The sequence below is a fragment of the Pseudomonas sp. EL_65y_Pfl1_R83 genome, assembly GCF_963970695.1.
GTDB lineage: Bacteria > Pseudomonadota > Gammaproteobacteria > Pseudomonadales > Pseudomonadaceae > Aquipseudomonas > Aquipseudomonas tritici.
The window spans coordinates 134,694-148,765 of the sequence record NZ_CAXAQI010000008.1 but is presented as its reverse complement, the minus strand read 5'-3'; the positions used below and the strand labels follow the sequence as shown (position 1 = coordinate 148,765).

Genomic DNA, 14,072 nt, shown 5'->3' with positions numbered 1-14,072 from the left:
AGGGTTCGGCTTTTGCCGGGTGTCGTCAAGGGGAGTACGCCAATAGGGGAATTGGCTGACATAAACGCAGTGTTTATGTTCGTGATCATTCAACGGGAAAGATATCCCGAAAAAACGTCATTTTTCGTTTCTGCCTCACACCAAGAACAACGACAGAGGATAACGATATCAGCACTTCCCCCACGCCTGACGGCGTGCTGAAACCCACCTTGAGTGTCTTCGATGTGGTCGCCATCACCGTCTCTGCGGTGACGCCGGCCAGTTCCGTGTTTGTGATTGCGCCCTTTGCCATCCAGCAAGCCGGCAGCGGCGTGTTCCTGGCGTTTGTGATGGCCGGTTTGCTCGCGCTGATGTTCGCCTTTTGCTATGCCGAACTGGGCCGCGCCCACAACAGTGCGGGCGGTGAATATGTGTACGCCAAGCGCGTGTTTGGTGGCATGGCAGGCTATGCGACGTTCTTGACGGTGCTGGTGATGCTGCTGTTTATCCCGCCCGTGCTCGCCACGGGCGCGGCGACTTACTTGAATAACGCCCTGGGCACGAAGTTCGATTCCCAAACCGTCGCCCTGGTGATCGTGGTGTGCAGTTACGCCCTGGGCATCCTTAATATCAAGCTGAATGCCTGGATCACCGGCACCTGCCTGCTGTTGGAAGTCGCGGCGTTGCTGGTGATCGTGGTGATCGGCTTCGGTAACCCCGTCCAGCCGGCCAGCGTGCTGTTCCAGCCGCAAATCGTCGAAAACGGCGTGTTGCACCTGGCGCCGTGGGCCCTGGTGATTGGCGCGGTGGGCATCGGCCTGTTTTCCTACAACGGTTACGGCCCGGCGGTGTTGCTGGCCGAAGACATGAAGTGTGGCGGCAAGGGCGTGCACAAAGCGGTGCTGTGGTCCTTGGGGCTGGTGGTGATCATCGAGCTGGTGCCGATCACCGCACTGTTGATCGGTGCGCCGTCGCTGAGCGAGATGATCAGCAGCCCGGACCCTATCGGCTACCTGTTGACCAGCCATGGCAATTAAACCTTGTCGCGCCTGGTCAGCGCCGGGATCTTCCTGTCGGTGTTCAATGCGATTGTCGCCATCGTGATCCAGATCGGCCGCGTGGTGTTCAGCAGCGGGCGCGATGCGCTGTGGACGCCAGGCATCAACAAGCTCTTTACGCGCATTCACCCGCGCTGGGATTCGCCCTGGTTGGCTACGCTGTTCCTGGCGATCCCATCGGCGCTGCTGAGTTTCAGCTCCAACCTGGCCGACCTGACATCCTTCAGTGTGTTGCTGATCATGCTGGTGTACCTGGTGGTGGCGTTGAGTGCGTTGATGAGCCGCGTGCTGCTACGTGATCGCGAGCATCCCTATCGCATGCCGCTCTGGCCGCTGCCGGCGTTGCTCGCGGTGCTGGGTGCGGGCTATCTGTTGGTCACCCTGGTGGCGGCAGCCTCGATCCGCGACATCATGATCATCATCGGTTTGCTGGCACTGTCAGTGATTCTGTATTGCATCAGTGGCCGGTCGAGTCCGGTCTTCCAGAAATTGTAAGGAGTGGTTATGCGCGCACGTCAATTGGGTATCACGTTGGGGCTGGGCACGCCCAGTGAGTGGAACGCGATCACCGATGTGCCCGGGGTTCGGGTTGGCCACAGCACGCTCAACACGCGTATCGACGGCAAGCACGTGCGTACCGGCGTCAGCGTGATCCAGCCGCGCGCCGGGGAGGCACGGCAGCAACCGTGCTTTGCCGGGTACCACGTGCTCAATGGCAATGGTGATGCCACTGGCCTTGAGTGGGTCAGCGAAGCGGGGCTGTTGACCACGCCGCTGGCCATCACCAACACACACAGCATCGGCATTGTGCGCGACAGCCTGATTGCCCTGGAACGCGAACGTCTGGCGGACCCAGCGGTGTACTGGTGCATGCCGGTGGTGATGGAAACCTATGACGGCTTGCTCAACGATATCTGGGGCCAGCATGTCGGCCCTGAGCACGTACGTGAAGCCGTGGACAACGCCGAAACCGGCCCAGTGCAGGAAGGTGCAGTCGGCGGCGGCACCGGAATGATCTGCCATGAATTCAAGGGCGGCATCGGCACAGCCTCGCGGCGTTTGCCGGCGGAGCAGGGCGGTTGGACCGTCGGCGTGCTGGTGCAGGCCAACCATGGCAAACGCCAGGAACTGCGGGTAGATGGCTACCCGGTGGGGCGCCAGTTGATGGAGATTTCTTCGCCGTTTGCCGAGCAAGGCACGCCGGGCATGGGCTCGATCGTGGTGATCCTGGCCACCGACGCGCCGCTGTTGCCGCACCAATGCCAGCGACTGGCGCAGCGCGCGTCCATCGGCATCGCGCGTACCGGCGGCGGCACCGAGGACTCCAGCGGTGACCTGTTCCTGGCGTTTTCCACGGGTAACCGGGATTTACCAGCGGCGGATTACGGGCGCAAAGGCCTGCCGTTCAGCAGCACGCTGCAGATGGTCAACAATGACCATATTTCGCCGCTGTTCAGCGCGGCGGCAGAGGCGGTGGAAGAGGCGATCATCAATGCGATCCTGGCAGGCGAGGACATGGTGACTGATGACGGCGTCCTGGTGCCTGGCCTGAGTGGCGATACATTGCTGGCAGTACTACGCAAGACGGGGTGGAGTATGTCCCGGCAATAGGGGACACGCGACGTTATTAATACAAGTAATGGCTGTTTAATGTTGCCAATGACACCCTGGCAATCTAGTGGATCCTTTAATTAACAGCGTCGCTCAACGTGTGCGGCGTTAGCGCTATTTAATATTTAAATAACTGCGCGCTGTTTTTTGTCGGACAAAACCAAGGCTGTCCAATAAACACGGCACTGAACTTAGTTGGGTTGAAGGCAGGCTGATTTTTAACGCTGGAAAAGAGCTAGACGAAAGATTTCAAGTTGTGTCAGTTTCGTGACGCCTTCAAAAGAGGCGAGTGATAGGACGATCTCGCCCGCGGGGTTCCTATCGATCAAAGACTGATGCACTTGCAAACAAGGAAGTACGTTTATGTCAAAAGTAAAAGACAAGGCTATCGTGTCGGCGGCCCAAGCCAGTACCGCTTACTCGCAAATCGATAGCTTCAGCCATTTGTACGACCGTGGCGGCAACCTCACGGTCAATGGCAAACCCTCCTACACTGTTGACCAGGCAGCCACCCAGCTGCTGCGCGACGGCGCCGCGTACCGGGACTTTGACGGCAACGGCAAGATCGACCTGACCTACACCTTCCTCACCTCGGCCTCTTCGAGCACCATGAACAAACATGGCATCTCGGGTTTCAGTCAGTTCAACACCCAGCAGAAAGCACAGGCCGCACTGGCCATGCAATCCTGGGCGGACGTGGCCAACATCACCTTCACCGAGAAAGCCACCGGCGGTGACGGCCACATGACCTTCGGCAACTACAGCAGCGGCCAGGACGGCGCGGCGGCCTTCGCCTACTTGCCCGGCACCGGCGCAGGCTACGACGGCACCTCGTGGTACCTGACCAACAACAGCTACACGCCCAACAAGACCCCGGACCTGAACAACTACGGCCGGCAAACCCTGACCCACGAAATCGGCCACACCCTGGGCCTGGCTCACCCTGGCGACTACAACGCCGGGAATGGCAACCCGACCTACAACGACGCGACCTATGGACAGGACACGCGCGGCTACAGCCTGATGAGCTACTGGAGCGAGAGCAACACTAACCAGAACTTCAGCAAAGGCGGCGTCGAGGCTTACGCGTCCGGGCCGTTGATCGACGACATTGCCGCGATCCAGAAGCTCTACGGCGCCAACTACAACACCCGTGCCGGCGACACTACCTACGGTTTCAACTCCAACACCGGGCGTGATTTCCTCAGCGCTTCGTCCAATGCCGACAAGCTGGTGTTCTCGGTGTGGGACGGTGGTGGCAATGACACCCTGGACTTCTCCGGTTTCACTCAGAACCAGAAGATCAACCTCAATGAGGCTTCGTTCTCGGACGTGGGTGGCTTGGTGGGCAACGTGTCCATCGCCAAGGGCGTGACCCTCGAGAACGCGTTCGGTGGCGCGGGCAACGACCTGATCATCGGTAACAACGCCGCCAACGTAATCAAGGGCGGGGCCGGCAACGACCTCATTTACGGCGGCGGCGGTGCGGACCAGCTGTGGGGCGGCGCCGGCAACGACACCTTTGTGTTCGGTGCCAGTTCCGACTCCAAGCCAGGGGCTGCGGACAAGATCTTTGACTTTGCCTCGGGTTCGGACAAGATCGACCTGTCCGGCATTACCAAAGGTGCAGGCCTGACCTTCGTCAATGCCTTCACCGGGCATGCCGGCGATGCTGTGCTGACCTACGCCGCAGGTACCAACCTGGGCACCTTGGCAGTGGACTTCACCGGGCACGGCGTGGCGGACTTCCTCGTCACCACCGTCGGCCAGGCTGCGGTCAGCGACATCGTAGCGTGATGCACGGGCGCGGCGCTTCGGCGTCGCGCTTTACGGAGGGAGCATAGCGATGCAGCGTTTTTTCAAATTGATCGCCTGCGTGTTGCAGGTGATGTTCGTGTCGGCAGGAGCCCACGCAATGGCGAGCAGTCTTGTATTACCTACCACCGCCCAGTTGGCCGGCCATTGGCAGTTGCACCAGCAGGATCGGGTGTGCGCGCTGGACCTGCTGGAGCAGGCCAATGCCTTGGGCGGCGACGTGGCGTGTGTCGAGCAGTGGCTGGGCGACAAGCCCCTGAGCTGGTCGCCAACACCGGACGGAATTTGGCTGATGAATGCCGAGGGCAGCGGGATTACCCACCTGAACCGCCAGACAGAGGGCGAATATAAAGGTCGCACGCCCAGTGGGCTGGAAGTTGTCCTGCAACGCACACCTTAGTTATTGTTATACGTTTATAACTTGATTTTATTAGTTGGCCGCCCTGTGCGTCGGGGCAAAGGCAACTATCGCGCGCAATTTGGTTCAGGGAAGATCAGACACCATGGCTAAGTCCCATGCCGTCGCGCCGTTATTCAAGGCGCTGGGTGAATACAAGAGCATCTTGATCAGTGTTGGCTGTTTCACTGCATTGATTAACCTGTTGATGCTGGTGCCGTCGATTTACATGCTGCAAGTGTATGACCGTGTGCTGTCCTCCCAGAATGAAACCACCCTGGTGATGTTGACGCTGATGGTCGTAGGTTTTTTTGCGTTTATCGGCCTGCTTGAGGTGATCCGCAGTTTTATCGTGATCCGGATCGGTAGCCAACTGGAGCGGCGTTTCAACTTGCGCGTCTACAAGGCCGCGTTTGAACGCAACCTGCAACGTGGCCAGGGGCATGCCGGGCAATCCTTGGGCGACTTGACCCATATTCGTCAGTTCATCACGGGCCCTGCGTTGTTCGCATTTTTCGATGCGCCGTGGTTTCCCATTTATCTGTTCGTGATCTTCCTGTTCAACGTGTGGCTTGGCGTGTTGGCCACCGCCGGTGCCGCGCTGCTGATCGGCTTGGCATGCCTGAATGAATACCTGACCAAAAAGCCGTTGGGGGAGGCCAGCGGTTACTCCCAGCAATCCACGCAACTGGCCACCAGCCACTTGCACAATGCCGAGACCATTCAGGCCATGGGCATGCTCGGCGCGCTGCGCAAACGCTGGTTTGCTGTGCATTCGCGGTTCCTTGGCCTGCAGAACAAGGCCAGTGATACCGGTTCGGTGGTCACGTCGTTGAGCAAGTCCCTGCGCCTGTGCCTGCAATCGCTGGTGCTGGGGCTCGGCGCTTTACTGGTGATCAGAGGCGATATGACCGCCGGGATGATGATTGCCGGTTCGATCCTGATGGGCCGGGTGCTCAGCCCCATCGACCAGTTGATTGCGGTGTGGAAGCAGTGGAGTTCGGCCAAGCTGGCCTACCAGCGGCTGGATGAGTTGCTGCGCGAGTTTCCTCCGCAAGTGGAGCAGATGAAATTGCCGACGCCGCTCGGCCAAATCAGTTTCGAGCAGGTCAGTGCGGGCCCGCCCGGAAAGCGTGTGGCGACCTTGCAGCAGGTCAGCTTCAACTTGGGCGCCGGTGAAGTGCTCGGTGTGCTCGGCGCATCGGGCTCTGGCAAATCCACCCTGGCGCGTGTATTGGTGGGGGTATGGCCGACGCTGGCCGGCACCGTGCGCCTGGATGGCGCGGATATTCATCGCTGGGACCGCAACGACCTGGGGCCGCACATCGGCTACTTGCCCCAGGACATCGAACTGTTCAGCGGCAGCATCGCCGACAACATCGCGCGCTTTCGCGAAGCTGATCCCGAATCAGTGGTGCGCGCCGCGCAGCAGGCGGGCGTGCATGAACTGATCCTGCGGTTGCCCCAGGGCTACGACACCGTTTTGGGCGACAACGGCGGTGGCCTGTCCGGCGGCCAGAAACAACGGGTGGCGCTGGCCCGCGCATTGTATGGCGGCCCGCGTCTGATCGTGCTGGATGAGCCCAACTCCAACCTCGACACCGTCGGCGAAGCCGCCCTGGCCAGCGCCATCGTGCAGATGAAAGCCCAGGGCAGCAGCGTGGTGCTGGTGACCCATCGCTCTTCGGCGCTGGCCCAGGCCGATAAGCTGCTGGTGCTCAGTGAAGGGCATTTGCAGGCGTTCGGGCCGAGCCAGGAGGTGCTGCGGGCGTTGTCGGGTCAGCAGGAAGCACCGAAGGAAAAAACCGGCGTCAGTTTCAGTCGTCAGTACCAGGCCGGAAGGAATCCAGGCGCATGAGCAGCATCACTTTTGAACCGCGTTTCAAAGAGCGCGACGCCGGGTTCTTCGCCCGAATGGGCTGGTTGCTGACGGTAGTCGGTGCCGGCGGATTTTTCCTGTGGGCGAGCCTGGCCCCGTTGGACCAGGGCATTCCTGTACAGGGCACGGTGGTGGTATCCGGCAAGCGCAAAGCTGTGCAAACCCTCAGCCCTGGTGTGGTCAGCCAGATTCTGGTGAAGGAGGGTGAAACGGTTAAACAAGGCCAACCGCTGTTTCGCCTCGACCAGACCCAGCACCAGGCCGACGTGCAGTCACTGCAAGCCCAGTACCGCATGGCCTGGGCCAGCGTGGCGCGTTGGCAGAGCGAGCGTGACAACCAAACCCGCATTACCTTTCCTGCCGAGTTGGGCGCCAATCCCGACCCAGCCCTGGCGCTGGTACTGGAAGGCCAGCGCCAACTGTTCAGCAGCCGTCGCGAAGCGTTTGCCCGCGAACAGGCCGGTATCCGCGCCAATATTGAAGGTGCCACTGCGCAACTGAACGGCATGCGCCGTGCCCGCAGCGACCTGACGGCGCAGGCCCAATCCTTGCGCGAGCAACTCGGCAACCTGCAACCGTTGGCCGACAACGGTTACATCCCGCGCAACCGGCTGATGGAGTACCAGCGGCAGTTGTCCCAAGTGCAACAGGACTTGGCGCAGAACACCGGCGAAAGTGGACGCGTGGAGCAGGGCATCCTCGAATCGCGCCTGAAATTGCAGCAGCACAGCGAGGAATACCAGAAGGAAGTGCGCAGCCAATTGGCCGACGCACAACTGCGCAGCCTGACCCTGGAACAGCAACTCACCTCAGCCGGGTTCGACCTGCAACACAGCGAAATCAACGCCCCGGCGGATGGCATCGCGGTCAGCCTCGGCGTGCACACCGTCGGTGCCGTGGTGCGCGCCGGCGAGACCTTGCTGGAGATCGTGCCCCAGGACACGCGCCTGGAAGTGGAAGGGCACTTGCCGGTGCACCTGGTGGACAAAGTGGGAACGCACCTGCCGGTCGACATCCTGTTCACCGCTTTCAACCAGAGCCGCACACCGCGTGTGCCGGGCGAGGTCAGCCTGATCTCCGCCGACCAGATGCTCGATGAAAAAACTGGCGCGCCGTATTACGTGCTGCGCTCCACGGTCAGCGACGCGGCACTGGAAAAACTCCACGGGTTGGTGATCAAGCCAGGCATGCCCGCCGAGATGTTCGTGCGTACCGGCGAGCGCTCGTTGCTCAATTACCTGTTCAAGCCGCTGCTCGACCGCGCCGGCTCCGCGATGACCGAGGAATAGACATGAAAGCTGTGTTTATCGCCTTGCTGTTGACCTGCGCCAACGCCCAGGCCGCCATGGGCCCGTTCGATGTGTACGAGCAGGCCTTGCGTAACGACCCGGTGTTCCTCGGCGCTATCAAAGAGCGTGACGCCGGCCTGGAGAATCGCGCCATCGGCCGTGCGGGCTTGTTGCCCAAACTGTCGTACAACTACAACAAGGGCCGCAATAACTCCCAGGCCACCTTGCCGGACGGGCGCGGCGGCAGTTATCACGACGACCGCAACTACAACAGCTACGGTTCTACCTTCAGCCTGCAACAGCCGCTGCTCGACTACGAGGCCTACGCCAACTACCGTAAAGGCGTGGCCCAGGCGCTGTTCGCCGATGAAAGCTTTCGCGACAAGAGCCAGGCGCTGCTGGTGCGCGTGCTGACGTATTACACCGAGGCGTTGTTTGCCCAGGACCAGATCGACATCGCCCGCGCCAAGAAGAGGGCCTTCGAGCAGCAGTTCCAGCAAAACCAGCACCTGTTCCAGCAGGGCGAGGGTACTCGCACGGACATTCTGGAGGCCGAGTCGCGCTACGAACTGGCCACCGCCGAAGAAATCCAGGCGATGGATGAACAGGACGCGTCTTTGCGCGAGCTGGGTGCATTGATCGGCGTGCAAAGCGTCAACATCAATGACCTGGCCCCTTTGAACCAGGGTTTTGTCGCGTTCACCTTGACCCCGGCCAACTATGACACCTGGCATGAACTGGCGATCAGCAACAACCCCACGCTGGCTTCCCAGCGCCAGGCCCTGGAAGTGGCGCGTTATGAGGTGGAACGCAACCGCGCCGGGCATTTGCCCAAGGTCACGGCGTACGCCAGTTCGCGCCAGCAGGAGTCCGACAGCGGCAATACCTACAACCAACGCTATGACACCAACACCATCGGCGTCGAAGTCAGCCTGGCGCTGTATGCCGGTGGCGGTATCTCGGCGTCCACCCGCCAGGCCAGCCGCGCCATGGAGCAGGCCGAGTACGAGCTGGAGGGCAAGACCCGCGAAACCCTGATCGAGCTGCGTCGCCAGTTCAGTGCGTGTCTGTCGGGGGTGAGCAAGTTGCGAGCGTACCAGAAGGCGTTGGTGTCAGCCGAAGCGCTGGTGGTGTCGACCAAGCAGAGCATCCTCGGGGGGGAGCGGGTCAACCTTGATGCGCTGAACGCTGAGCAGCAGTTGTACAGCACCCGGCGTGACCTGGCGCAGGCGCGGTATGACTATTTGATGGCTTGGACCAAGTTGCATTATTACGCGGGGAATCTGCGGGATACTGATTTAGCGAAGGTGGATGAGGCGTTTGGGCCGCGGTTGTAGCGGTGGTTTTTTTGCGGGAGATGGACATCAGCCGGGAGGCTGGAATGCAATTCACTGTGGGAGCGGGCTTGCCCGCGATGGCGGAGTGTCATGCAGCGGCTATGTATCTGAGATACCGCTATCGCAGGCAAGCCAGCTCCCACATTTGACCTGCGTTGCCTAATCTTCCTTGCGCACGGTGGCTACGTCGTCGGCTTTGACACGGATGCGTTTGCCGGCAATGTCGGTGAATTCGTAGAAACCGTCGGCAGTCTTGGTTTTTGGGGTGTCCTTGGTCAAATACTGTGTGCCATTTTGCAGCGTCACCACGGTTTGCGTCGCGCAACCGGCCAATACCAGAAAAGTGAGTGCAACCAGTGGCAGACTCAAATTCTTCATGTTCATAACCCTTACCTTAACCCTGAAAAGTCCCACGCCAGAGGCCGCGGGCCACAAATGTTACGCCATCGACTCACCCATCTGATCACTTTTATGTAAAAAGTTGCAGGCGCCATTTATCTATTACCGATTGCAACCTGGCATCTGCGACGGCACTCTGTATGCATAACCAGTATTTGATCGCTGTGCGCCATGGCCAATCCCCTCGAAGACCCGCTCTATTACCTGCATAACTTCCGCCAGGTCCTGCATTGGCTGGGGCAGCGCTATGGGGATTTGCTTGATCCGGACGAACAGCATTTCATTCAGCAATTTGACAGGTTGCCGCAAGCGTCCCAGGCGTTGTTGGTGCGCATGGTGATGCGCAAGGGTGTGCATTTTCGTGCGGGCAAGCTCAGTTACCTCGAGATCGGTTGCCCGCACGCCGCTGCCGAGCCGTTGTTGGCACTGGGCTGGGTGAATGATCAATGCCTGCTGAGCTTTGAAGAGCTGTTCGCCTTGTTGCAGAAAGGCGAACTTCTCGCGGCGTTCAAGCCTTGGATCGACCAACCCAAAGCGAGGAAAACCGACTGGCTGGAAGGGCTGGCGGCGCAGTTTGTCAACAGCCGCAGTTTCGCCACGTGGTGCCCCGCATTGGCTGACACGCTGTACAGCCTCACCGTGATGGAATTGTGCGACCGCCTGCGCCTGATGTTCTTTGGCAACCTGCATCAGGACTGGTCAGAATTCGTGCTGGCCGACCTTGGCATCTATACCTATGAAAAAGTCGAATTCTGTGCCGAATCCCGGGGTTTGCGCAGCCGTGACGACGTGCACGGCTTTCTGTTCCTGCACCAATGCCAGCAGGCCTTTGAAACGGGCCAGGCGTTGGAAGAGGTGCTCGTGCGGATCGCCACCCTGAACACCGACAACCCCTGGCTGGAAAAACGCCGGGCCAAGCTATTGTTCCAAGTGGGCCAGTACTGTGAACGCAATGCGGAACTGGGCTTGGCGGAGCAGATTTACCGCGCGTGCGCCTACCCAGGTGCCCGCGCGCGACTGATCCGCGTGCTGGAGCGTCAGGAAGATTACACCCAGGCCATTGCCCTGGCTTACGCCGCTCAACAAATGCCGGAAAACGCCGCCGAGCAGCAACACGTGTTGCGTGTGTTGCCACGCCTGCGGCGCAAATTGGGCGAACCGGCGTTGCCCAAAACCAAGCCCCGGCCGGTCACGCGACTGGATCTTGCCCTGGCGCTGCCCGAGCCGTTGATGTCGGTGGAGTACTGCGTGCAGGCTCACCTCAGCGAGCCCGATGGCCCGGTGCATTACGTTGAAAACGGACTGATCAATTCGCTGTTCGGCCTGCTGTGCTGGGACGTGATCTTTGCGCCGCTGCCAGGTTCGTTTTTCCACCCGTTCCAGCGCGGCCCCGCAGATTTGCACAGCGAAGACTTCCACCAGCGCCGCGCGCCGCTGTTCGCCGGGTGTTTCGAGCAGTTGCAGGACGAGCGCTATAAAACCACCATCCGCCAGCGTTATAGCGAAAAGTGGGGAATCCAGTCGCCGTTTGTGTTCTGGAACCTGCTTAGCCAAGATCTGCTGGAACAGGCATTGGCATGCCTGCCCGCCGAGCATCTGCATTACTGGTTTGAACGGCTGCTGCTGGACATCCGCGCCAACCGCGCTGGCATGCCCGACCTGATCCAGTTCTGGCCCGAGCAAAAGACCTACCGCATGATCGAGGTCAAGGGCCCTGGCGATCGCCTGCAAGACAACCAGTTGCGCTGGCTGGAGTTCTGCGGCGAATACCAGATGCCAGTGACGGTCTGCTATGTGCGCTGGGCAGAGTCCGCTTGAGTTACAGCGTTGCCGTGCGTGCGTTGTGTGAGTTCACGGCCAAGGTCGGTGACCTGGACCTGCGCTTTACGCCTTCCCCCAGCGCCCAGGAAGGCATTCTCGGCCACCGCACCGTCGCTTCACGGCGCAGCAAGCACTATCAGAATGAAGTCGCGCTTGAAGGCGACTACCAGCAGCTCAAGGTACGGGGCAGGGCGGACGGCTATGACCCGGACGCCAACCGTGTGGAAGAAGTCAAAACCTATCGTGGCGACCTCGATGCCCAGCCCGCCAACCATCGCCAACTACATTGGGCCCAGGTCAAGGTCTACGGCTGGCTGATGTGCCAGAAACTCGGCCTTGCGGACATTGACTTGGCACTGGTGTACTTCGATATCGTCGGCGAAGGCGAGACGGTGCTGAACCAACGCTTTCAAGCGACTGAGCTGGAGGCGTTCTTCAATCAGCAATGCACGCTGTTCCTCGGTTGGGCCCAGCAGGAAATGCAGCATCGCGAAGCGCGCAACAACGCCGCGCACACCCTGGTTTTCCCCCATGCCGGGTTTCGTCCTGGCCAGCGTTCGCTGGCCGAGTCGGTGTACAAGGCCGTCAGCACCGGGCGTTGCCTGATGGCTCAAGCGCCTACGGGTATCGGTAAGACCATCGGCACGATTTTCCCTTTGCTCAAGGCCCTGACGCCCCAGCAACTGGACAAGCTGTTCTTCCTCACCGCCAAGACCCCCGGCCGCAAGCTCGCCCTGGATGCGGCCCAAGTGCTATACGCCAGCAGCCCCGGCCTGCCATTGCGCGTGCTGGAACTGGTGGCGCGGGACAAAGCCTGTGAACATCTGGACAAGGCCTGCCACGGCGATTCCTGCCCCCTGGCCCAAGGCTTCTATGACCGCTTGCCCGCCGCGCGCATTGCCGCGTCCAAGGTGCGCCTGCTCGATCAGCGAAACCTGCGCGACGTCGCCCTTGCCCATGACGTCTGCCCTTACTACCTGAGCCAGGAAATGGCGCGCTGGGCCGACTTGGTGGTCGCCGACTACAACTACTACTTCGACTTTGGCGCCATGCTGTTTGGCCTGGCCCAGCTCAATCAGTGGCGCGCCGCCGTGTTGGTGGACGAGGCGCACAACCTGGTCGAACGTGCCCGTTCGATGTACAGCGCCAGCCTTGACCAGTACAGCCTCAAGACCCTGCGCGACACCGCGCCAGAAGCGTTAAAGAAACCCTTGCAGCGCCTCAACCGTGAGTGGAACGCGCTGCACAAGGACCAGCTCGCGCCGTACCAGGCTTATGTCGCCCGACCCGAAAAACTGTTACAGGCCCTGACCCTGTGCGCCAGCGCCATGGGCGAATATTTCAACGAGCATCCCGAGTCCCTCAGTGGCGACCTGCAAGCGTTTTATTTCGAGGCGCTGCAATTCGCCAAGGTTGCCGAGCTGTTCAACGAGCACTTTATTTTCGACATCAGCAAGCGCCAGTTCAGCGGCAAACGCAGCAGCTCGACCCTGTGCCTGCGTAACGTGGTACCTGCTGAGTTCATCCGCCCGCGATTGACCGCGGCCCGCAGCAGCGTGCTGTTTTCCGCCACCCTCAGCCCTCGTCATTACTACGCCGACTTGCTGGGCCTGCCGGCGGATACCGCGTGGATCGACGTGGAGTCACCGTTCAAGGCCGAGCAACTGCAGGTGCGCATCGTCGATGCAATCTCCACACGCTTCGTGCATCGCAACGCCTCGCTGGAACCCATCGTTGAGCTGATCGCCCACCAGTACACCCAACAGCCTGGCAACTACCTGGCGTTTTTCTCAAGCTTTGATTACCTGCAGCAGGTGGCGCAGTTGCTCGGCGAGCGACACCCGCAGATCGTGCTCTGGCAGCAGTCACGCGGCATGGCGGAGGCCGAGCGCCAGGCCTTTCTTGACCAGTTCACCGAGCACAGCCAGGGCATCGGTTTTGCCGTACTGGGTGGCGCATTCGGCGAGGGCATTGACTTGCCCGGTGCGCGCTTGATCGGTGCTTTTATTGCCACCCTCGGGCTGCCCCAACTGAACCCGGTCAACGAACAGATGAAACTGCGCATGGGCGCGATCTTCGGCGCGGGTTACGACTACACCTACCTGTACCCCGGCATTCAGAAAGTGGTGCAGGCGGCGGGCAGGGTGATCCGTAGCCAGCAGGACCGGGGCGTGGTGATGTTGATCGATGACCGGTTCGGCGAGGCGCGGGTGCGCCAATTGTTGCCGCGCTGGTGGGCACCGACGATCAGAGCGTGACGCCACACAGTCGCTCGCTCAATGCCCATAACCGCTCGGCGTGCTCCGGGTCGACGGCCCAGGGATAGACGCCGGAGCGCCTGCTTTCATCGTGAGCGGGGGCGGCTACATCGCATGCTTGACCACGCTGGTCCAGCACCACGGCGACGTCGAATCCGCTGTTGATAGGGGTTTGCTTGCTGGTCATAAGGCTCTCCACTCAGGAGGACCTATAGTGTTTTTTTGGGGC

At 60.6% G+C, this 14,072-nt stretch carries 10 protein-coding genes and 1 pseudogene; 9 read left to right on the top strand and 2 right to left on the bottom strand.

The features are described from left to right. The first annotated feature begins 167 nt into the window (after positions 1 to 167). The 7 genes and pseudogenes from AACY08_RS14085 (at position 168) to AACY08_RS14055 (ending at position 9,365) form a co-directional block, all read left to right on the top strand. Positions 168 to 1,532: pseudogene (locus tag AACY08_RS14085) on the top strand (APC family permease). Positions 1,533 to 1,541: 9 nt separating this feature from the next. Further along, positions 1,542 to 2,648 carry a DmpA family aminopeptidase gene (locus AACY08_RS14080; protein ID WP_339469962.1) on the top strand — a complete coding sequence of 369 codons (1,107 nt, stop codon included), beginning with the start codon at positions 1,542 to 1,544 and terminating at the stop codon, positions 2,646 to 2,648. Between the two features lie 363 nt (positions 2,649 to 3,011). Next, positions 3,012 to 4,445, top strand: coding sequence for a serralysin family metalloprotease (locus tag AACY08_RS14075; protein WP_339469961.1), 1,434 nt, complete (start codon positions 3,012 to 3,014; stop codon positions 4,443 to 4,445). 49 nt (positions 4,446 to 4,494) lie between these two features. Beyond that, positions 4,495 to 4,863, top strand: a complete 369-nt coding sequence (locus tag AACY08_RS14070; protein WP_339420180.1) for an AprI/Inh family metalloprotease inhibitor — start codon at positions 4,495 to 4,497, stop codon at positions 4,861 to 4,863. 103 nt (positions 4,864 to 4,966) lie between these two features. Beyond that, complete coding sequence (locus AACY08_RS14065; protein WP_339469960.1) at positions 4,967 to 6,718, top strand: type I secretion system permease/ATPase; 1,752 nt, start codon at positions 4,967 to 4,969, stop codon at positions 6,716 to 6,718. Then, the gene (locus AACY08_RS14060; protein WP_339469959.1) at positions 6,715 to 8,028 is read left to right on the top strand and encodes an HlyD family type I secretion periplasmic adaptor subunit; all 1,314 of its coding nucleotides are present in this window, start codon (positions 6,715 to 6,717) and stop codon (positions 8,026 to 8,028) included. The genes AACY08_RS14065 and AACY08_RS14060 overlap by 4 nt, the downstream gene beginning before the upstream one ends. Before the next feature lie 2 nt (positions 8,029 to 8,030). Continuing rightward, positions 8,031 to 9,365 carry a TolC family outer membrane protein gene (locus AACY08_RS14055; RefSeq protein WP_339469958.1) on the top strand — a complete coding sequence of 445 codons (1,335 nt, stop codon included), beginning with the start codon at positions 8,031 to 8,033 and terminating at the stop codon, positions 9,363 to 9,365. Positions 9,366 to 9,524: 159 nt separating this feature from the next. Here the strand turns inward: AACY08_RS14055 and AACY08_RS14050 are convergent, their stop codons facing one another. Further along, positions 9,525 to 9,749 (bottom strand): YgdI/YgdR family lipoprotein, encoded by a 225-nt coding sequence (locus AACY08_RS14050; RefSeq protein WP_339457037.1) that lies wholly within the window; start codon positions 9,747 to 9,749, stop codon positions 9,525 to 9,527. A gap of 186 nt (positions 9,750 to 9,935) precedes the next feature. Here AACY08_RS14050 and AACY08_RS14045 point away from each other — a divergent pair, with 186 nt between their 5' ends. Together AACY08_RS14045 and AACY08_RS14040 are read left to right on the top strand one after the other, a co-directional pair. Beyond that, positions 9,936 to 11,582 (top strand): VRR-NUC domain-containing protein, encoded by a 1,647-nt coding sequence (locus AACY08_RS14045; RefSeq protein WP_339469957.1) that lies wholly within the window; start codon positions 9,936 to 9,938, stop codon positions 11,580 to 11,582. Then, on the top strand, positions 11,579 to 13,843 hold the full coding sequence (locus AACY08_RS14040; RefSeq protein ID WP_339469956.1) for an ATP-dependent DNA helicase: 2,265 nt from the start codon (positions 11,579 to 11,581) through the stop codon (positions 13,841 to 13,843). Before AACY08_RS14045 ends, AACY08_RS14040 begins: the two co-directional genes overlap by 4 nt. On the opposite strand, the gene AACY08_RS14035 is transcribed toward AACY08_RS14040, so the two are convergent. Then, positions 13,833 to 14,030: a hypothetical protein gene (locus tag AACY08_RS14035; protein WP_339439231.1), complete on the bottom strand. Its 198-nt coding sequence runs from the start codon at positions 14,028 to 14,030 to the stop codon at positions 13,833 to 13,835. The genes AACY08_RS14040 and AACY08_RS14035 overlap by 11 nt on opposite strands. Positions 14,031 to 14,072 lie beyond the last annotated feature (42 nt).